This is a genomic window from Leucobacter luti (assembly GCF_004217175.1).
GTDB classification, from domain to species: domain Bacteria; phylum Actinomycetota; class Actinomycetes; order Actinomycetales; family Microbacteriaceae; genus Leucobacter; species Leucobacter luti.
In genome coordinates this window covers 483487-502066 of sequence record NZ_SHKI01000002.1, presented here as the reverse complement: position 1 = coordinate 502066, position 18580 = coordinate 483487, and the positions used below count along the sequence as shown (strand labels likewise).

Here is an 18580-nt window from a genome sequence, read left to right as displayed (position 1 = left end):
CCACGCCGAAGGAGGCACCCCATGACTCGAGTTCTTCTCGCAGGAGAAAGCTGGACCATTCACGAGATCCATCAGAAGGGATTCGATCACTTCACCAGCACGAGCTTCGGCACCGGCGCGGACGCGTTCATTGCCGCCGCCGCAGCCGAGGGAATCGAGGTCGAGCAGATGTACGGCCACGACGTCGCGGCCAAGTTCCCCCGCACCGTGGCGGAGCTCTCGAGCTATGACGTCATCATCATTTCGGACATCGGGTCGAACTCGTTCCTGCTGACCCCCGAGACGTGGAAGGATGGTGCGCGAAGCGAGAACTCGCTCCGCGCGCTCGTCGAGTGGACCCGGCAGGGTGGTGGGCTCATGATGGCCGGCGGCTACCTGAGCTTCCAGGGCATCAACGCTGCTGCGAACTTTGCGCGCACCCCGCTCGCCGAGGTGCTTCCGGTCCGAATGCTCGCCGGCGACGACCGGGTCGAGTCACCCGAGGGCTCCGCCGTGTCGGTGGTTGACCCGGAGCACCCGCTCGGACGGCTCTTCGCAGGAGCCCCCGATCTGCTCGGGTACAACGAAGTGGCGCTCGGCGACGACGCGGAGCTCGTGGCAAACGTCGGCGCTCACCCGCTGCTCACGACCCGAGCGTTCGGTTCAGGTCGGTCGCTTGCGTGGACGTCTGACATTGGCCCGCACTGGTGCCCCCAGCCATTCCTCGACTGGACCGGATTCTCCCCCCTCGTTGGTGGCATGCTCCGCTGGCTCGCCGGGGAGCACGCATGACCGCCCGCCCCGTCATCATTGACTGCGATCCCGGGCACGACGACGCGATTGCGATTCTTCTCGCCGTCGCCTCACCGAGCATCGACCTGCTCGCGGTGACGACCTGCTTTGGGAACTGCGCGGTCGAGGACGCCACGCGCAACGCGCTCCAGATCCTCGACCTCGCCGGCGCCTCACATATTCCGGTTGCCGCGGGCGCCGCCGGACCGCTCTCCGGAGAGACGACACTCGGCAACTACGTGCACGGCGGCTCGGGGCTTGACGGGCCGGAGTTACCGGAGCCCAGTCGGGACGCGCTCCCCGAGAGCGCGGGCGAGCTGCTCGCGCGCCTCCTCGAAGCCGCGGAGCACCCCGTGACGCTCGTCGTGATCGGCCCGATGACCAACATCGGTGCGCTCGTGCGGTCCCGCCCAGATCTCATCGACCGGATCGCCGAGATCGTGTTCATGGGCGGTTCGACCGAGCGCGGGAACCACACGCCCGCCGCGGAGTTCAATACCTTCGCCGATCCAGAGGCGCTCGACATCGTGCTCCACTCCGGCATTGCCGTGCGCATGGTGGGCCTCAACCTGACCCATCAGGCGCTCGCAACGCCCGAGGTGGTCGCCCGCATGCGAGCGCAGCAGCACACGATCGGCCAGACCGCGGCCGCCTGGATGGGGTTCTTCGGTTCCTCGTATCATCGCGTGTGGGATTTCGAGGCTCCGCCGGTGCACGATCCGTGCACGATCGCCGCGCTCATCGAGCCGGAGCTCATCACCTGGGTCGATGCGTTTGTGGCCGTCGAGCTCCGGGGCGAGTGGACCCGCGGTGCAACCCTGGTTGATCTCCACCGCCGCTATCCCGAACACGCCCCGAACGCGCGCGTCGCGATCGCGCTCGATGCCGCACGCTACTGGGACCTCGTGCTCGGCGCGCTCGACGACCTCGGGCGGCGGTCGTGACGCCGCCGTCGGGGCGCACGGTGACCGTGGTGGGCTCGGCAAACGTTGACACCACGCTGCGCGTGCCGCGCCTGCCCGGGGCTGGCGAGACCATCCTGAGCTCGCAGCAGCTCGTCTCCCCCGGCGGCAAGGGCGCGAATCAGGCCGCCGCCGCGGCCTGGCACGGGGCTGAGGTCAGCTTTGTTGGCGCAACCGGCACCGACCCCGCGGCGGTCACCGCGCTCGCAAATCTCCGGGCCCTGGGGGTCGACGTCGCCGGGGTGGCGGCACTGCCCGGGGCAGCGACCGGCAGCGCCGTGCTGCTGGTCGCCGAGGACGCCGAGAACGTCATCATCGTCTCGCCAGGCGCCAACCACGCGCTCGAACCGGAGCACGTCGCTCGGGCTCTCAGCGCTGGCACCGCCCGGGTACTCCTCACCCAGCTCGAGACGCCGCTCAGCGTCCTCGCGGAGTGCGCCACCCACTCGGAGATCCCCTGGCGGATCCTGAATCCCGCGCCCACTCAGCTGGACGGCGGGTTCACGGCGGTTCTCGACCGGTTCAACGTGCTGGTGCCAAACCGTACCGAGCTGGGGCAGCTTGCCCGCCGCCCGGAGCCCCGCACGCTGCACGATGTCGCCGAGTGTGTGGCCGCACTCGGGTTCGGCGGCACCATGATCGTCACGCTCGGCGCCGCCGGGGCCGCGGTCTTCACGCGGGGCGCCCACGGGGCCCCGGATGTGATCGCTCCCCCCGCGGTGGCCCCGGTTGATACGAGTGGCGCCGGAGACGTGTTCTGTGGCGTGCTCGCAGCCGAGCTCGCGGCGCACGACGATGTGCTGCGCGCGGCCCGCGCCGCCGTCGCGATCTCGGCAGCGAGCACGGAGCGTCGCGGAGCGCAGCTCGCCGCGGGCACTGAGCTGACGGTGACCCTGTGACGGCACCGGCGACCCCCGAGACCGAACGGTTCGAGCGCGAGTGGCTGCACCTTGCCACACTCGTTGATTCGGACCTTCCGGGTTGGTCGCGCACGGGGTTCAGCGAGGAGGATCGGGCGGCCCGCGCCTGGCTCCTCGCGCTCATGAGGGACGCCGGTCTCGACGCGTACTCCGACGCCGCTGGAAACCTGATCGGCTCGATTGAGGGCACCAATCCAACCGCCCCCGCGATCGTCATCGGCAGCCACTCTGACACGGTGCCTGGCGGCGGGCGGTTCGACGGAATCGTAGGGATCCTCGGCGCCATCGAGGTCGTCAGGATGCTCCGGGCCGCCAACGTCCGACTTCGGCGAACCCTCCGCGTCGTTGACTTCGCAAACGAGGAGGGCAACCCACAGGGCGTCAAGCTCGTGGGCTCGCGCGCCATTGCCGGGAGCCTCGACCGGGCGGCGCTCGAGGCCGTCGACGCCGCCGGGGTCACGCTCGCCGCGCTGATGACGGGGGCCGGGCACTCCCCCGAGCTGCTGTCCGGAGCGCGCTGGCGCCCCGGAGACATCGACGCATACCTCGAACTGCACATTGAACAGGGCCCCGTGCTCACGGAGGCAGGCGCGCACATCGGAGTGGTGACCAGCATCTGCGGGATCAGCACGTTCGCCCTCGATGTCGCCGGTCGCCGGGATCACGGCGGCACGATGCCAATGTCCACACGGTCTGACGCGATGTGCTGCGCCGCGGACGCGGTGCTGTCGGTGCAGCAGATCGCCTCGGCTCGGGCGGAGGCCGTGGGAACCGTTGGCGCCGTGACCACTCCGAGCCCCCTCACCAACACGATTTCCGAGGCGGCGCGCGTCACGGGCGAGTTCCGCAGCCCAAGCGCGGCTGGGCTCGCCGAGCTTCGCGCCGAGTTCTCGGCAACGACCGCCGTCCGGGACCGTCGCCACCGCACCCGATCGCGGCTGCAGTGGCTCCACACCGACGCGCCGACCCCCATGGACACCGGGCTCTCGGCCATCGTTGTTGGCGCAGCGGAGGCGGCGGGCGAGCGCCCACTGCGGCTCTACTCGGGCGCGACGCACGACGGGGTCGCGATGTCTGAGATCGCGCCGAGCGCGATGATCTTCATCCCGTCACGCGACGGGCGAAGTCACTGCCCCGAGGAGTGGACTGAGCTGGCCGACATCGGGCGCGGGATCAGTGTGCTGTACGGCTCAGTGATCGCGGTCGACGCGCGCTGACCCGCCTGGGCGCCCGGCGCAGGCGTGTGCGCACGCGACCCCCGGATCACGCCGGCGCCCCGAGATCCGTGACGAGTGTGAGCTGGTGTGCGGCGGGATCGCTGGTGATGTCCAGGCCGTTCGCGGCGCCCCAGGCGACGACGTCCGCGGGAGTCTCAAGCGTCGCGCGAGTCTCAGCCAGCCGGCGCACGAGATCACCCTTCGCGGCCTTGTTGAAGTGATTGAGCGCACGCACCGCGCCATCGGCACCGCGCTGCGCGACGTGGAGAAACCAGCCGCGCCCCGCGGGAATCGGTGCGAGGGCACCGTAGTCCTTTGACCGGAGATCGAGCACCAGTCCGGCCTCGTCCCAGCCGAGCCCGGCGTGCGCCTCGGTCCACACGCGCTTGAGGGGCGCGGCGAGATGCGGCAGCCGGGAGCTCGCGGAGAGCCGGTACGCGGGGATCTCCTCCCCTGCCCCGATCAGCCCGAACAGCGCCGACTGCACTGCCACGTGGGCGTCGAGCCAGGCACGCGCGCCGGCGTCGAGCGTCGCGACCGCGAGGGCGTCGTAGAGCACGCCGGTGTAGCGCTCGATCGCGGGGAGGGCCCCGCTCTCGGTGAGGACAAGATTGTGCTCGCGCTCATCGCGATTCTTGACCCCGAGCTTGAGCGCCTTGGTCGCCGCCGCCTCGTCGGCGCTCACGGCCTCCAGCGCCGCGCGCACCGCCGACCGCGCGGCTCCGAGCTCGCCGTCGCGCGCGAGACCCGCCGGATCGAAGCGCCCGGAGCCGCCGGCCCGCTTCGTCTCGGATGGTGGGAGCAGGACAAGCATCGTGACCCTTTCAGAGCGGCGTACGTGGCGAATGGGGTGTGGGGGCAGCGGGCGCCGAGGCGGTGCCGGGGCGCGTGCGGTGAAACGGCGCGAGGCCGGTCAACCACCCGTGGGTGATTGACCGGCCTCGTGCACAGTGGCGACAGCGTGTGCTCTAGACGAGTACTGCCTTGCCGGCGACGATGGTGACATTGTCGTGGTCGACGGAGAGGAAGCCCCCCTCGGCGTCGACGGTGACCTTCGCCCCGTCGGCAGCGGTCACGCGAACCTCGCCCTGCGCGAGCAGCGCAAGGAAGGGCTCGTGTCCGCTGAGGATGCCGATCTCGCCCTCGACCGTCCGTGCGACGACCTGGGAGGCGACGCCAGTCCAGACCTCGCGGTCGGCCGAGACGACACTCACGTTGAGCGATGCCATGGCTTAGGCCAGATCCTTCTGCATCTGCGCCCACTTCTCCTCGACGTCGCCGATCCCGCCGACGTTGAAGAATGCCTGCTCGGCAACATGGTCGAACTCGCCCTTGGCGATCGCATCGAAGGACTCGATGGTCTCCTTGAGCGGGACCGTGGAGCCCTCGACACCGGTGAACTTCTTCGCCATGTACGTGTTCTGCGAGAGGAACTGCTGGATCCGGCGTGCGCGTGCCACCGTGATCTTGTCCTCTTCGGAGAGCTCGTCGACGCCGAGGATCGCGATGATCTCCTGCAGTTCCTTGTTCTTCTGCAGGATCTGCTTGACCGTCGTGGCAACGCGGTAGTGGTCCGCGCCCAAGTAGCGGGGATCCATGATGCGGCTGGACGAGGTCAGCGGATCGATCGCGGGGTAGAGACCCTTCGATGCGATCTCGCGCGAGAGCTCGGTGGTCGCGTCGAGGTGCGCGAAGGTGGTCGCCGGTGCCGGGTCGGTGTAATCGTCGGCGGGGACGTAGATCGCCTGCAGCGAGGTGATCGAGTGACCGCGCGTCGAGGTGATGCGCTCCTGGAGCACACCCATCTCGTCGGCGAGGTTCGGCTGGTAGCCCACAGCGGAGGGCATGCGGCCGAGCAGCGTCGAGACCTCGGAACCGGCCTGCGTGAAGCGGAAGATGTTGTCGATGAAGAGCAGCACGTCCTGCTTCTGCACATCGCGGAAGTACTCCGCCATGGTCAGTGCCGACAGCGCGACGCGAAGACGCGTCCCCGGCGGCTCATCCATCTGGCCGAACACAAGCGCGGTCTTGTCGAACACGCCTGCCTCGTCCATCTCGTGGATGAGGTCGTTGCCCTCACGGGTGCGCTCGCCAACACCGGCGAACACCGACACACCGCCGTGATCCTGCGCCACGCGCTGGATCATTTCCTGGATGAGGACGGTCTTGCCCACACCGGCGCCGCCGAACAGACCGATCTTGCCGCCCTGAACGTAGGGGGTCAGGAGGTCGATCGACTTGATGCCGGTTTCGAAGAGCTGCGTCTTCGACTCGAGCTGGTCGAAGGGGGGCGGCGTGCGGTGGATGCTCCAGCGCTCGCTCACCTCAATGGTCTCGCCCTCGGGGAGGTTGAGCACATCACCGGTGACGTTGAAGACCTTGCCCTTGGTGATGTCGCCAACGGGAACGGTGATCGACGTCCCGGTGTCGAAGACCTCCTGGCCGCGGACGAGGCCGTCGGTCGGCTTGAGGGCGATTGCGCGGACGAGGTTGTCGCCGAGGTGCTGAGCAACCTCGAGGACGAGCTTCAGAGGCTCCTCGCCGTCACCGAAATCGATGGTGGTCTGCAGCGCGTTGTACACGGCGGGGATCGCGTCGTGCGGGAACTCGATATCGACGACGGGGCCGGTCACGCGGGCGATGCGCCCGGCGACCTGTGCGGCGGCCTCAGTCGCCACAGCGGCGGATTCGGTCATGATTCTCTCTCTTCGTGCTTCCACTTAGCTTGACAGCGCGTCCGCGCCGCCGACGATTTCGGAAATCTGCTGGGTAATCTCTGCCTGGCGAGCGTTGTTCGCAAGGCGGGTGTAGTCGCGGATCAGCGTGTCTGCGTTGTCGCTCGCCGACTTCATCGCCTTCTGCGTCGCTGCGTGCTTGGCCGCGGCCGAAGCGAGCAGCGCGTTGAAGATGCGCGATTCGATGTAGGCGGGCAGCAGCTGATCGAGCACCGCGTCCGGGTCCGGTTCGAACTCGTACAGCGGCGACGGTCCCTCTGCGGGATCCGCAACACCCTCAACAACCTGGAGCGGGAGCAGACGGTGCACCTCGGGAACCTGGCTCACCATGCTGACGAGCCGGTTGTACACGAGGTGGATCTCCTGGGCGCCGCCCTCGTCGGCGGGACGAGCGAAGCGCTCGAGCACCGCCTCCGCGATCTCCTTGGCCGTCTCGAAGCCCGGGTTCTCGGTGTCACCGAGCCACACGCGCTCCGACGCCCGCTGGCGGAACGCGAAGTACCCCTGAGCCTTACGGCCGACCAGGTAGTACACCACGTCCTTGCCCTCGGCACGGAGCAGCTCACTGAGCTCCTCGGCCTCGCGCAGGACCTGCGAGTTGAACGCGCCAGCGAGGCCGCGATCGGAGGTGAAGATCACCACTGCTGCGCGCGTGACCGTCTCGGCCTCGGTGAGCAGCGGGTGATCGGTGTTTGAGTGCGTCGCGACGGCCGAGACCGCGCGAGTGATCGCTGTGGCGTAGGGCGTCGAAGCTTCGACGCGGGCCTTCGCCTTCTGAATGCGAGAGGCCGCGATCAGCTCCATCGCACGGGTGATCTTCTTGGTCGTCTGGGCAGAACGAATTTTCTGCCGGTAGACCCGAAGTTGCGCTCCCATGTCTCTCCTGTGTTGGTTGGTGCTGGCTGGTCGTGCGGAACCGGTGGGGGCACGGGCCCCCACCGGGTTTCTGCACTACTTCTTTACGACCAGCTGCTCCTGCTTGATCTCGGCCTCGTCGAGCGTCTCGAACTGCTCGTTCAGGCTCTTGCCCGAGGAGGTCAGGAACTCGCCCTTGAACTTCTCGATCTGAGCCGTGATCTCGGCGACGGTAGCGTCGTCGAGCACGTTCGTGGAACGCAGCGTGGTGAGCGCCTCCGAGTTGCGGCCCAGGAAGTCGAGGAACTCGCGCTCGAAGCGGAGGATGTCCTCGACCGGGACGTCATCCAGGTGGCCGTTGGTGCCAGCCCAGATCGACACGGTCTGCTCTTCAACCGGGTACGGCGTGTACTGCGGCTGCTTGAGGAGCTCGGTGAGGCGTGCGCCACGCTCGAGCTGCTTGCGGCTGGACGCGTCGAGGTCGGATGCGAACATCGCGAACGCCTCGAGTGCGCGGTACTGAGCCAGCTCAAGCTTGAGCGTGCCGGAGACCTTCTTGATCGACTTCACCTGCGCGTCGCCGCCCACGCGGGACACCGAGATGCCCACGTCGACCGCGGGACGCTGGTTCGCGTTGAACAGGTCCGACTGGAGGAAGATCTGGCCGTCGGTGATCGAGATCACGTTGGTCGGGATGTACGCCGAGACGTCGTTCGCCTTGGTCTCGATGATGGGCAGACCCGTCATCGAACCCGCGCCCAGCTCGTCGGAGAGCTTTGCACACCGCTCCAGCAGACGGGAGTGGAGGTAGAAGACATCGCCCGGGTACGCCTCGCGCCCCGGCGGACGACGCAGCAGCAGCGACACGGCGCGGTAGGCCTCGGCCTGCTTGGAGAGATCATCAAAGATGATGAGAACGTGCTTGCCGTCGTACATCCAGTGCTGGCCGATGGCCGAGCCCGTGTACGGTGCGAGGTACTTGAAGCCCGCGGGATCGGATGCCGGCGAGGCAACGATCGTCGTGTACTCCATTGCACCGGCGTCCTCGAGCGCGCCCTTCACCGAAGCGATGGTCGAGCCCTTCTGGCCGATAGCGACGTAGATGCAGCGAACCTGCTTCGTCTTGTCGCCCGACTCCCAGTTGGCCTTCTGGTTGATGATCGTGTCGATCGCCAGTGCGGTCTTGCCGGTCTGGCGGTCGCCGATGATGAGCTGACGCTGGCCGCGGCCAACGGGGATCATCGCGTCGATCGCCTTGATGCCGGTCTGCAGCGGCTCGTGCACCGACTTGCGCTGCATAACGCCGGGCGCCTGCAGCTCGAGTGCGCGACGCCCCTCGACGCCGGCGATCTCGCCGAGGCCGTCGATCGGGTTGCCGAGCGGGTCGACCACGCGGCCGAGGTAGCCCTCGCCCACGGCGACCGAGAGCACCTCGCCGGTGCGGGTGACCGGCTGGCCCTCAGCGATTTCGGTGAACTCGCCGAGCACGACGACACCGATCTCGTTTTCCTCAAGGTTCTGTGCCAGGCCGAGCGTGCCGTCCGCGAAGCGGACCAGCTCGTTCGCCATCACGCCGGGGAGACCCTCGACGTGTGCGATGCCGTCAGCGGCGTCAACGACGGTGCCAACCTCGGTCTTACCCGACTGGCTGGGCTCGTAGGACGCTGCGAAGTCTTTCAGCGCGTTCCGGATCTCGTCCGGGCTGATTGAGAGATCTGCCATTTCGTTTCCTCTGTCTGATCCGGAAGCGCCGCCCCCGGGTTGAAAAGTTGTGCCTTACGCCGCGAGCTTCAGGCGGAGATCTTCGAGGCGGGCACGAATGCTGCCGTCGATGATGTCGTCTGCGATCTGGATCCGGATGCCACCGACGAGCTCGGGGTCGATCACCGTGGTGATCTTGACCGGGCGACCGGCCGACTGCTCGAGCGCGCGAGCCAGGCGAGCCTGCTGCTCCGCGGTGAGCGCCGCAGCGACGGTCACGGTCGCGAGCTCACTCCCGCTCTGATCCGCGACGATGCTTGCGGACCGGCGCAGTGTTGCGTCGAGCCGGCGACCGCGCGGGGTGGTCACCAGGTGGCGGACGACGCCGGCTGCGGAGGCCGACACCTTTCCGTCGAGCAGGCGGCTCACGAGCGCGACCTTTCCGGCCGGATCAGCGAGCTTGCTGCCGAGGCTGAGCTGGAGCTCGTGGTTGCTCGACACGAGGTCGGCAACCGCGAGCAGCTCGTCTGACAGCGCGGCATTTGCACCGCTCTCTGCGCGGAGCGCGAGCTCCTCGACGCCGTCGACGAACTCGTCGACATTCGACCAGCGTCCCTGCACAGCGGCGGTCAGGACTGAACGCGCGCCAGCGGAGAACCCGCCGAACAGCCGCTCGACCACCTGCGCCTTCGCCTCGGCCGGAGCCGAAGCGTCGCCGAGCGCCGCAGCGAGTGCGGGGCTCTCAGCGATGCGGGCCGAAGCCTGCAGCAGCTCAGTGCCGGCGCTCTGAGCGAGGCGCCCGGTGATCGCGGCACGGGCCTGAGCCAGTGCTTCGCGTGACGCGCTCCCCATTACTGGGCAGCCTTCTCTGACGCCTCGAGCTCAGCGAGGAAGCGATCGACCAGGGCTGAGGCCTTCTGATCGTCGGAGAGGCTCTCGCCAACGACGCTCGAAGCGAGGTCGATTGCGAGCGAGCCGACGTCCTTGCGCAGCGAGACCGCCGCGCTCTGGCGCTCGGCCTCGATCTGAGCCTGAGCTGCCTGGGCGATGCGTGCCTGCTCGGTCACCGCATCTTCTTTTGCCTTGGTGACGATCTTCGTGGCATCGGCGCGAGCCGACTCACGGATCTCACCGGCTTCGTGGCGGGCGCTCGCCAGCTGCGCGGTGTACTCCTGCAGCGCGGCTTCGGCCTTTGCCTGTGCCTCATCGGCCTTAGCAATGTTGCCCTCGATCGCTTCTGCGCGGGCATCAAGCATCACCTGCACCTTGGGAAGGAACACCTTCCAGAATGCGATGAGGATAATGATGAACGCAATCGCCGACCAAACGATGTCGTACGTAGCTGGCAGAAGCGGGTTTTGTGCCGCGCCCTCTGCAGCGAGCTGCACTGCGGAATTCATCGTGCCTCCCTTTCGAGACTAGGGAAAGATGGACGACTTACACAAAGATGAAGTAGGTGGCGACGCCGATGAGCGCCAGCATCTCCGTGAAGGCGATGCCGATCCACATCATGCCCTGGAGCTTGCCAGCGAGCTCGGGCTGACGCGCGGTGCTCTCGATGGTCTTGCCGACCACGATGGCCACACCGATAGCGGGGCCGATGGCAGCGAGGCCGTAGCCGACGGTTGCGATGTTGCCCGAGATTTCAGCGAGAACAGACACAGTATGTGTTTCCTTCCGTATATGGGTGGGGCGGGAGCCACACCCAGGGGTTTTTTCTTAGTGCTCTTCAGCCAGCGCGAGCTGGATGTAGAGCGCGGTGAGCAGAGTGAAGACGTACGCTTGCAGGCCAGCCACGAACACCTCGAAGAGGGTGAACGCGAAGCCGAAAGCGAAGGTCCCGACACCGACGAGCGGGAAGAGCCCGCCGGCCTGGGTGATAAAGAAGTTCGTTGCAGCGAAGAGCAGCACGAGGATCATGTGACCCACGAGCATGTTCATGAGCAGTCGCAGCGCGAGGGTGACCGGCCGCATGATGAACGTCGAGAGGAACTCGACGGGCGTCACCAGCAGGTACATGACCTTCGGCACGCCTGCTGGGAAGAGCGAGTTCTTGAAGAACTTGCCCGGGTGCTTCTTCACACCGGCGTAGATGAACGCCACGTACGCGACAACCGCCATGACGATCGGGAATCCAACGACGGACGAGGCCGCGATGTTGAAGCCCGGAATCACGCCGGTGATATTAAACGCGAAGACGAGGAAGAAGATGCTCATCAGCAGCGGAGCGAAACGACGCCCCTCTTTCACGCCGAGCTGCGCCTCAATGACGTTCTTCCGAACGAAGTCGAGCGCAAACTCGAGCACGCCCTGCGCGCGGCCGGGAATCACGCGCAGATTGCGCGTGCCGAGCCAGAAGAGCACCAGCAGGACAATGACCATGATCACGCGAATGATCATGATCCGGTTCATCTCAAAGGGCGTACCCTCGAAGAGAACCGCTGCCGGGAAGAAGTCGTCGAGAGTGGGGCCGTGGAAACCGCCCTCTTCGGTGCGGACAAGTCCGGGGGCAACGAAGTGCATTGGGTTAGCGAACAGCGCCATTCTCCTGATTCGGGGTGCGGCGAGGCCGCACGGCTTCGAACGATGGTCGTGCCCCAGTGCTAGCGGGCACTCAGGAGCGGCGCAGCCTAGCAGGGAACGAACCTATCCTAGCAAGGTTTCAGGCCGTGTGAAACTCACCCCTCGCGGGACGTACCCTGAGGGGGAATCGAGCCGGATCTGACCGCAATCTCGACCGATTCGCGATTACGGCGTGTCGGCGACGTACGGCACCCGCGCGCGGGCCACGATAATCACGTCGATCACGATCGAAACCAGTACCGTCGCCACGAGCGCAATGAACAGCATGCGCGGATCGAGCCACGGCTGGTCTCTTAGCAGAAGTGCCGCGACCACGAAGCCAATCAGCTTCACGATCCACGCCCCGAGCACAATGCTGAAAAACACCTGAAGATACATGGGGCTGCTGGCGAAGCGGTTCGCGAAGGCAATGCTGCCAACGGTGATGAGCAGCAGCACACCGCCGATGGCCGCGCCAATGAGGCCGCCGAGGAGGCCGCGCGACTCCGCGACGAGGAACCCGATCCCGGCGAACACCACCATGGAGGTGACAGTGGCGATCGCACCCCAGCGCACGCCGCGCAGCAGCATCGGTTGCGAGGCCGGCATCGGGTACGCGGGATCGCTCCCCTGCACCGCCGGCTTCTCGGTACTCGAAGCTCGCAGCGGCTCAGGCTGTGCGGGAGTGGTCACTCGGAGGTCCTTTCGGTGGGCGTGCCCTCGAACGCTGACTCTGCGTGCGGGGCTGCGGCGGGGTCGGCCCGCCGCGACAACGGTACCAAGCCGCGCTGCGCGAGCGCTGCGCGCACGCGGCTGGCCGGGAAGAAGAGGAGCAGCGCGCACGCGGCGCCGCCCAGCACGAGCACGATCGCGGGAAGCACGAAACTCTGCAGCGTGAAGACGAGGAGCGCTGCCGTGGAGAGGACCGCGGTCCCCAAGTAGAAGATGCAGACCGCCTGCACGGGCGAGTGTCCCATGTCGAGCAGTCGGTGATGCAGGTGCTGCCGGTCAGCCGTGAACGGGCTCTTGCCCGCCCGCATGCGGCGCACCACCGCGAGCGTGAAGTCCGCGAGCGGCAGCGCCAGCACGGCGATCGGGAGCAGGATCGGGATGTAGCTCGCGAGCACCAGTTTGGCATCGAGCGCGGCGGGGTTCAGCTGCCCCGTGACCGAGACCGTCGATGTCGCCATCAGCAGACCGATCAGCAGGGCACCGGTGTCGCCCATGAACATCCGGGCCCGGTGCCAGTTAAAGGGGAGGAACCCGATGCAGATGCCCACGAGCACGGCCGCGATCAGGCTGGCGAGCGTCACGGAGTCGACGCGCCCCATCTCCTCGTGCAGCAGCCGCGTGTAGATAAAGAAGAGTGAGTTCGCGATCAGTGCCACGCCGGCGACGAGGCCGTCGAGCCCGTCGACAAAGTTGACGGCGTTCATCACGAGCGTCATGAGGAAGACGGTCAGCACAAAGTTCGTGGCAGAGGACGCGACGAAGATCGTGTCGCCGAACGGGAGGGACAGGATCTGCAGGCCGTTCCAGGCGAGCAGCCCCGTCGCCGCGAGCTGAGCCGCGAGCTTGATCATCCAGTCGAGGTCGAGCAGGTCGTCGAGGATCCCCACGGCGGCGATGATCGCGCTCGCACCGAGGAGTGCCCACATTTCCGAGCCCTCGGTAAACAGGGCGGCGAACTCGCGCTGCGTCGCGGCGACCGCGAACGCGGCAATGATCCCGATGAACATCGCGATCCCCCCGAGCCGCGGGGTGGGCGTCTTGTGCACGTCGCGCGCGCGAACCTCGGGGGCGAGCCTGAATCGACGGCTCAGTCGCAGCACCGCGTACGAGGCGATTGCGGTAACAACGGCCGCGACCGCGACGATGACGATGTACTGGAACACGTCACTCCTCGATGGTGACCTGCGGGACGGCCTCGGCAAGTGCGGCGCGGCTCACACCGCCGTCGCGAAGGACCCGGATCGTGCCGCCCTCGGCGGTGAGCCCGGTCGCGTCGATGATGGTGGAGGCGACGCCATCGCTGTCGCTCTCCCCCGCCTCGAGGTAGACCGCCACGCTGTCGCCCAGCATCTCCTGAGCCGCGGCCGCGGTGCGTGCGGCAGGCACGCCCGTGGTGTTCGCCGACGACACCGCGAGCGGCCCGGTCTCCTGCAGCAGTTCGAGCGCGAGCGGCTGGTTGGGGATTCGCAGCGCGACGGTGCCGCCCGTCTCGCCGAGGTCCCAGCTGAGCGAGGGGTTGGCGCGCGTGATGATGGTGAGCGCCCCCGGCCAGAACGCCGCGGCGAGGGCTTCAAGCGGCTCCGTCACCTCCGCCGCGAGCGCGGCGAGGGTGCCCGTGTTGGGGATCAGCACCGGCGGCGGCGACTGCCGCCCGCGCCCTTTCGCGTCGAGCAGGCGCTGCACCGCTTCGGGCGAGAACGCGTCGGCGGCAACACCGTACACGGTGTCGGTGGGGAGCACGACAAGGGACCCCTGCCCGATCGCGCGGCGCGCGGTGCGGGTGCCGCTGAGCAGCTGGGAGTTGTCGGAGCAATCGAAGACCTCGGCCATAGCGACCGATTCTACTCCTGCGGGCCTGTGTGCCGCGGGAACCCGCCGGGCCGGTCGCTCACCGCAGCGCGGTGGTCGCCCGGTCGCGGCCGGTGAGGTCCTGGTGGGTCGCGGCGGCGCGCCACCCGTCCGCGGCGAGCAGCGCTCGGATCGCGGCCCCCTGCAGTTCGGCGTGTTCGAGCACCAGGACGCCGCCGGGGAGCACGAGGTCGCGGGCGAGCGTGCTGATGGTGCGCACCACGTCGAGGCCATCAGAGCCGCCGTAGAGCGCGAGCTCGGGGTCGTGATCGCGCACCTCGGGGTCGCGCGGCACCATGTCCGCCGGCACGTAGGGCGGGTTCGAGATGAGCACGTGCACGCGGCCGGCGAGAGCCGCGAACTCGGGGATCCGCGGGAGATCCGCCACGTCACCGAGCACAAGGGTGACGCGCTCGTCGCCCCACTCCCGCACGTTTCGCTCCGCCCAGGCGTGCGCCTCGCGGCTCTTCTCGAGCGCCCACACGTGGGCGCTCGGCACCTCCTGCGCCAGCGAGAGCGCAATCGCACCGCTCCCGGTGCAGAGGTCGACGGCGATGGGCGCCTCGACCGGCACGAGCTGCAGCGCGTCGATCGCGAACTGGGCGACTGTCTCGGTTTCGGGGCGCGGCACGAAGACTCCGGGCCCCACCGAGAGCTCGATGGCGCGGAACGGCGCGCGCCCGGTGAGGTGCTGCAGCGGGACGCGGCGCGCCCGTTCCTCGGCGAGCTCGGTGGCGGCCTCGCGCTGCTCGGCGGTCACCGGCTCGCCCAGCACGGCGAGCGCCTGTACGCGGCCGCGGGACTCTCCCAGCACGTGCGCGAGGATCAGCTCCGCATCGGTGCCGGGGTCTTCGATGCCGCCCGCGGCGAGGATCTCACGCAGCCGGTCGAGGAGGGGGCCCGTGGTGATGGAGTCGTCTCGTTCGTGCACTCCCCCACTGTAGCCACTGCCCCACCCCGGGCGCTGGCGCCCGCCCGAGCAGCGCGCGCGCGGGCGGGCGTCACACTGTGACGCAGTTCATAAGACGGCCAAACTTCTCCGATAAGGTAAAGCTATATCTGGCTTGCTTCAGCTCGACACTTCAGGAGGACACACGCTCATGGCACGGACGTACGACAACATCACCCAGGCTTTCGGGAACACGCCCCTCGTCCGCCTGAACCGCGTGACCAACAACGCCGGGGCTGAGGTGCTCGCCAAGCTCGAGTTCTACAACCCCGCGGGCTCGGTCAAGGACCGCATCGGAATCGCAATCATTGACGCCGCGGAGAAGTCCGGTGCGCTGCAGCCCGGCGGCACGATCGTCGAGGGCACGAGCGGCAACACGGGCATCGCGCTCGCCTTCGTCGGCGCCGCGCGCGGCTACCGGGTGATCCTCACGATGCCCGAGACCATGAGCGTCGAGCGCCGCAAGCTACTCGCTGCATACGGCGCCGAGATCGTGCTCACGGAGGGCCCGCTGGGCATGAAGGGCGCGGTGGCGAAGGCCGAGGAGATCGCAGCGAGCACCGCGGGCGCCGTGCTCGCCAAGCAGTTCGCGAACCCCGCGAACCCGGCGATCCACCGCGCCACCACCGGCCCCGAGATCTGGGCCGACACCGACGGCGCCGTCGACATCTTCGTCGCCGGCATCGGCACGGGCGGCACCATCACCGGTGCGGGCGGATTCCTCAAGGAGAAGAACCCCGGCGTGCAGGTCGTGGCGGTCGAGCCGATCGACTCGCCCCTGCTCACCGAGGGCAAGGCCGGCCCCCACAAGATTCAGGGCCTCGGCGCCAACTTCGTCCCCGACATCCTCGACCGCGACGTGTACGACGAGGTCATCGACGTGACCCTCGCCGACTCGATCACCACGGCGCGCGCACTGGGCACCGACGAGGGCATCCTCGCGGGCATCTCGGGTGGCGCCGCCGTCTGGGCCGCCACGCAGCTCGCGCAGCGACCCGAGAACGCCGGCAAGAAGATCGTCGTGATCATCCCCGACTTTGGCGAGCGCTACTTCTCCACCGTGCTGTACGAGGACCTCGCGGTCTAGCCGCAGCACTCCGAGCCACGCGCTCACACCGCCGGGTTCGGGCATATGAATGCCCGGCCCGGCGTTGGCGTAGGCAGCGCCGCTTCACACTGGTTCGGCCCCCGAGCCACCCGACCCCAACCCCGACCACCGAGTTACCCGAGTAGAGAGCCCCGAGGCAGAGTGAGTATCTTTTCCCGGATCCGCGAGGACATCGCCGCAGCTCGCGCGCACGATCCGGCAGCACGCGGCGGCGCCGAGGTGTTCTTCGTCTACTCTGGCTTGCACGCCGTCTGGTGGCACCGCGCATCGCACGCGATGTGGCGGCGCGGCATGCGCTTCATCCCCCGCGCGATCTCCCAGATCACGCGCTTCTTCACGGGGATCGAGATCCACCCGGGCGCTACGATCGGGCGCCGCCTCTTCATTGACCACGGCATGGGCGTGGTGATCGGCGAGACCGCCGTCGTCGGTGACGATGTGCTGATCTACCACGGCGTGACCCTCGGCGGGACCGGGCACGGGACCGGCAAGCGGCACCCCACGATCGGTGACCGCGTGGTGATCGGCGCCGGCGCGAAGCTGCTCGGCAACATCGAGCTCGGCGACGACTCCGCGGTCGGCGCAAACGCCGTGGTGGTGCGCTCCGCGCCGACCTGGACCACGCTCACCGGGATCCCGGCTCAGGGCCGCCCGCGCCGCGGCGCCCCCACCGCAGAGCTCCCGGACACCGCGGGTTTCTACGTGATCTGACCCCACTGGGCAGGCGGCTGCCGCCGGCGGCAGCCTCGCACCGCCGTCACAGTGCAGCGCCGCGGGTCAGCGCAGGCGGCGGCCGTGCTCCCGCATCCAGCGGCCCGTGCGGCGCTGCTCGATGAGGATCATCACGATCCCGAGCACCCAGAACGGAATCTGCACGGCGAACGCGACCCTGAACGCGTCGAGCGAGTACAACTCGGGCGACCCCGCGCCCTGCATGTCGAGCACGAGCCCGATCAGCAGGATCACCAGCAGCGAGGCCGTGAAGCCGGCGGTGTTGACGAGCCCGGTCGCGAAGCCGGTGAAGCTGCGTGGCGTGTGCGAGCGCAGCACCTCAAACGCGATCATTGAGGCCGGCCCACCGAGCGGCATGACCACCAGCAGGGCGATCAGCAGCCACGTCGGCGGGGTGCCGGGCCAGAAGATCACGGCGCACCAGGTGAGCACGATCGCGATCACGATCCCGAGGTTCACCCACACCCGGCGCTCGATGAAGCGGGAGCTGACCGGGCCGAGCACGAGGCCGGCGAACATCGAGGACAGCACCGTGAGGCTGAGTAGCCCGCCCGCGGCGGCCGGGTCGAGCCCGATCCCGCCCACGAGGAACGGGGTGCCCCACAGCAGCAGGAACACGTTTGCCGCGAACGGCGAGGTGAAGTGCACCCAGTACGCGAGGCGCACGCCGGGGAGCCGCAGCAGCCGCCGCGCCTGCGACCAGAACCTGAGCGCGCGCGGCCGCGGCGCCCCCATGACCGGGATCATCTCGGTGCTCGGCGGCGCGATCTCGACGGTGCCCGTGGGCTGGAAACCGCCGAGGCTGCGCGCGTTGCGCGTGATCTTGCCGGTGCGGCCGATCATTCGCTCGGCGAAGGTGCCCACACCGGGCCGGTCGCGGATCACGAGCGCGCCGAGGATCGTGACGAGCAGGCCGATCGCGGCGAGCCCCAGGAACCCGTTGGTCCAGCCCGCGAGGCTGACGAACAGGGCCAGCGGGGCCACCGAGACGAGCTGGCCCGCCTGGCCGATGAGCCCGGTCAGCTGGCTCACGACCGGCAGCTGGCGCACGGCGAACCACTCGGGGAGCAGGCGCATCACACTGATGAACGTGCAGGCGTCGCCGGCGCCGACGAGCACGCGGGCGAGGATCGCGAGCCGCACGTCGAAGACGGTCGCCATCACGGTCTGGCCGACCACCATGAGCACGGAGCCGCCCAGCAGCATCGCGGTGGCCCCGACCCGATCGATCAGCACGCCAACGGGGATCTGCAGCGCCGCGTACACGAACAGCTGGATCATCGGGAACGTTGCGAGGGTGGTCGCGTCGATGCCGAAGTGGTCCTGCGCCGCCGGGCCGAGCGCCGCGAGCGAGGAGCGGTTGATGATCGCGACCGCGTAGAGCGCCGCCGCCGTGCCCCACACGATCCATGGGAGGAGTGGACGGCGGGCGGTAGGCATATGCCCCATGCTACTCCCGTGGCCGGCGCGGCCCGGCCGGGCCGCGCG

General features: G+C 68.3%; 20 protein-coding genes. 6 read left to right on the top strand and 14 right to left on the bottom strand.

From position 1 onward, the window contains the following. The first annotated feature begins 21 nt into the window (after positions 1–21). Genes EV139_RS02105 through EV139_RS02090 form a run of 4 tightly spaced genes read left to right on the top strand, consistent with a single transcriptional unit; the run spans position 22 to position 3870 of the window. Positions 22–771, top strand: coding sequence for a glutamine amidotransferase (locus EV139_RS02105; protein ID WP_130452652.1), 750 nt, complete (start codon positions 22–24; stop codon positions 769–771). Next, positions 768–1715: a nucleoside hydrolase gene (locus tag EV139_RS02100; protein ID WP_130452651.1), complete on the top strand. Its 948-nt coding sequence runs from the start codon at positions 768–770 to the stop codon at positions 1713–1715. The genes EV139_RS02105 and EV139_RS02100 overlap by 4 nt, the downstream gene beginning before the upstream one ends. Beyond that, positions 1712–2632 (top strand): ribokinase, encoded by a 921-nt coding sequence (locus tag EV139_RS02095; protein ID WP_157992971.1) that lies wholly within the window; start codon positions 1712–1714, stop codon positions 2630–2632. The genes EV139_RS02100 and EV139_RS02095 overlap by 4 nt, the downstream gene beginning before the upstream one ends. Beyond that, positions 2629–3870: a M20 family metallo-hydrolase gene (locus EV139_RS02090; protein WP_130452649.1), complete on the top strand. Its 1242-nt coding sequence runs from the start codon at positions 2629–2631 to the stop codon at positions 3868–3870. Before EV139_RS02095 ends, EV139_RS02090 begins: the two co-directional genes overlap by 4 nt. Positions 3871–3916: 46 nt before the next feature. On the opposite strand, the gene EV139_RS02085 is transcribed toward EV139_RS02090, so the two are convergent. The 13 genes from EV139_RS02085 to prmC all read right to left on the bottom strand — a co-directional run bounded on the left by EV139_RS02085 (position 3917) and on the right by prmC (position 15234). Beyond that, positions 3917–4684, bottom strand: a complete 768-nt coding sequence (locus EV139_RS02085; protein ID WP_130452648.1) for a YaaA family protein — start codon at positions 4682–4684, stop codon at positions 3917–3919. A gap of 154 nt (positions 4685–4838) precedes the next feature. Beyond that, positions 4839–5099: a F0F1 ATP synthase subunit epsilon gene (locus EV139_RS02080; RefSeq protein ID WP_130452647.1), complete on the bottom strand. Its 261-nt coding sequence runs from the start codon at positions 5097–5099 to the stop codon at positions 4839–4841. A gap of 3 nt (positions 5100–5102) precedes the next feature. Next, positions 5103–6566, bottom strand: coding sequence for a F0F1 ATP synthase subunit beta (gene atpD / locus EV139_RS02075; protein WP_130452646.1), 1464 nt, complete (start codon positions 6564–6566; stop codon positions 5103–5105). Between the two features lie 24 nt (positions 6567–6590). After that, positions 6591–7481 (bottom strand): F0F1 ATP synthase subunit gamma, encoded by an 891-nt coding sequence (locus EV139_RS02070; protein WP_130452645.1) that lies wholly within the window; start codon positions 7479–7481, stop codon positions 6591–6593. Positions 7482–7556: 75 nt separating this feature from the next. Then, positions 7557–9182 carry a F0F1 ATP synthase subunit alpha gene (gene atpA / locus EV139_RS02065; RefSeq protein WP_130452644.1) on the bottom strand — a complete coding sequence of 542 codons (1626 nt, stop codon included), beginning with the start codon at positions 9180–9182 and terminating at the stop codon, positions 7557–7559. 54 nt (positions 9183–9236) lie between these two features. Next, positions 9237–10013, bottom strand: coding sequence for a F0F1 ATP synthase subunit delta (locus tag EV139_RS02060; RefSeq protein ID WP_130452643.1), 777 nt, complete (start codon positions 10011–10013; stop codon positions 9237–9239). Next, positions 10013–10561 carry a F0F1 ATP synthase subunit B gene (locus EV139_RS02055; protein WP_130452642.1) on the bottom strand — a complete coding sequence of 183 codons (549 nt, stop codon included), beginning with the start codon at positions 10559–10561 and terminating at the stop codon, positions 10013–10015. Before EV139_RS02055 ends, EV139_RS02060 begins: the two co-directional genes overlap by 1 nt. Positions 10562–10598: 37 nt before the next feature. Then, positions 10599–10823: an ATP synthase F0 subunit C gene (atpE, locus tag EV139_RS02050; protein ID WP_017791782.1), complete on the bottom strand. Its 225-nt coding sequence runs from the start codon at positions 10821–10823 to the stop codon at positions 10599–10601. A gap of 57 nt (positions 10824–10880) precedes the next feature. Continuing rightward, positions 10881–11684, bottom strand: a complete 804-nt coding sequence (gene atpB, locus EV139_RS02045; protein ID WP_130452641.1) for a F0F1 ATP synthase subunit A — start codon at positions 11682–11684, stop codon at positions 10881–10883. Between the two features lie 225 nt (positions 11685–11909). Then, positions 11910–12416: a Cg1360 family ATP-synthase-associated protein gene (locus tag EV139_RS02040; protein WP_241988938.1), complete on the bottom strand. Its 507-nt coding sequence runs from the start codon at positions 12414–12416 to the stop codon at positions 11910–11912. Further along, a complete protein-coding gene (locus EV139_RS02035) occupies positions 12413–13618 on the bottom strand; it encodes an MraY family glycosyltransferase (protein WP_130452640.1) in 1206 nt (401 codons plus the stop codon). Before EV139_RS02035 ends, EV139_RS02040 begins: the two co-directional genes overlap by 4 nt. Position 13619: 1 nt before the next feature. Further along, positions 13620–14285, bottom strand: coding sequence for an L-threonylcarbamoyladenylate synthase (locus tag EV139_RS02030; protein WP_130452639.1), 666 nt, complete (start codon positions 14283–14285; stop codon positions 13620–13622). Between the two features lie 58 nt (positions 14286–14343). Next, positions 14344–15234, bottom strand: a complete 891-nt coding sequence (gene prmC, locus EV139_RS02025) for a peptide chain release factor N(5)-glutamine methyltransferase (protein ID WP_130452638.1) — start codon at positions 15232–15234, stop codon at positions 14344–14346. Between the two features lie 169 nt (positions 15235–15403). Here prmC and cysK point away from each other — a divergent pair, with 169 nt between their 5' ends. Together cysK and epsC are read left to right on the top strand one after the other, a co-directional pair. Then, positions 15404–16339, top strand: coding sequence for a cysteine synthase A (gene cysK / locus EV139_RS02020; RefSeq protein ID WP_130452637.1), 936 nt, complete (start codon positions 15404–15406; stop codon positions 16337–16339). Positions 16340–16501: 162 nt separating this feature from the next. Beyond that, positions 16502–17071, top strand: a complete 570-nt coding sequence (epsC, locus tag EV139_RS02015; protein WP_130452636.1) for a serine O-acetyltransferase EpsC — start codon at positions 16502–16504, stop codon at positions 17069–17071. A 66-nt stretch (positions 17072–17137) separates the two neighbouring features. Here the strand turns inward: epsC and EV139_RS02010 are convergent, their stop codons facing one another. Next, positions 17138–18532: an MFS transporter gene (locus EV139_RS02010; RefSeq protein WP_130452635.1), complete on the bottom strand. Its 1395-nt coding sequence runs from the start codon at positions 18530–18532 to the stop codon at positions 17138–17140. Positions 18533–18580: the final 48 nt, after the last annotated feature.

What these genes read in the sequence shown, in the direction of transcription:
- EV139_RS02105 (WP_130452652.1), top strand. Translation starts at nt 22, where the DNA reads ATGACTCGAGTTCTTCTCGCAGGAGAAAGCTGGACCATTCACGAGATC.
- EV139_RS02100 (WP_130452651.1), top strand. Translation starts at nt 768, where the DNA reads ATGACCGCCCGCCCCGTCATCATTGACTGCGATCCCGGGCACGACGAC.
- EV139_RS02085 (WP_130452648.1), bottom strand. Translation starts at nt 4,684, where the DNA reads ATGCTTGTCCTGCTCCCACCATCCGAGACGAAGCGGGCCGGCGGCTCC.
- EV139_RS02080 (WP_130452647.1), bottom strand. Translation starts at nt 5,099, where the DNA reads ATGGCATCGCTCAACGTGAGTGTCGTCTCGGCCGACCGCGAGGTCTGG.
- atpD (WP_130452646.1), bottom strand. Translation starts at nt 6,566, where the DNA reads ATGACCGAATCCGCCGCTGTGGCGACTGAGGCCGCCGCACAGGTCGCC.
- EV139_RS02070 (WP_130452645.1), bottom strand. Translation starts at nt 7,481, where the DNA reads ATGGGAGCGCAACTTCGGGTCTACCGGCAGAAAATTCGTTCTGCCCAG.
- atpA (WP_130452644.1), bottom strand. Translation starts at nt 9,182, where the DNA reads ATGGCAGATCTCTCAATCAGCCCGGACGAGATCCGGAACGCGCTGAAA.
- EV139_RS02060 (WP_130452643.1), bottom strand. Translation starts at nt 10,013, where the DNA reads ATGGGGAGCGCGTCACGCGAAGCACTGGCTCAGGCCCGTGCCGCGATC.
- EV139_RS02055 (WP_130452642.1), bottom strand. Translation starts at nt 10,561, where the DNA reads ATGAATTCCGCAGTGCAGCTCGCTGCAGAGGGCGCGGCACAAAACCCG.
- atpB (WP_130452641.1), bottom strand. Translation starts at nt 11,684, where the DNA reads ATGCACTTCGTTGCCCCCGGACTTGTCCGCACCGAAGAGGGCGGTTTC.
- EV139_RS02030 (WP_130452639.1), bottom strand. Translation starts at nt 14,285, where the DNA reads ATGGCCGAGGTCTTCGATTGCTCCGACAACTCCCAGCTGCTCAGCGGC.
- cysK (WP_130452637.1), top strand. Translation starts at nt 15,404, where the DNA reads ATGGCACGGACGTACGACAACATCACCCAGGCTTTCGGGAACACGCCC.
- EV139_RS02010 (WP_130452635.1), bottom strand. Translation starts at nt 18,532, where the DNA reads ATGCCTACCGCCCGCCGTCCACTCCTCCCATGGATCGTGTGGGGCACG.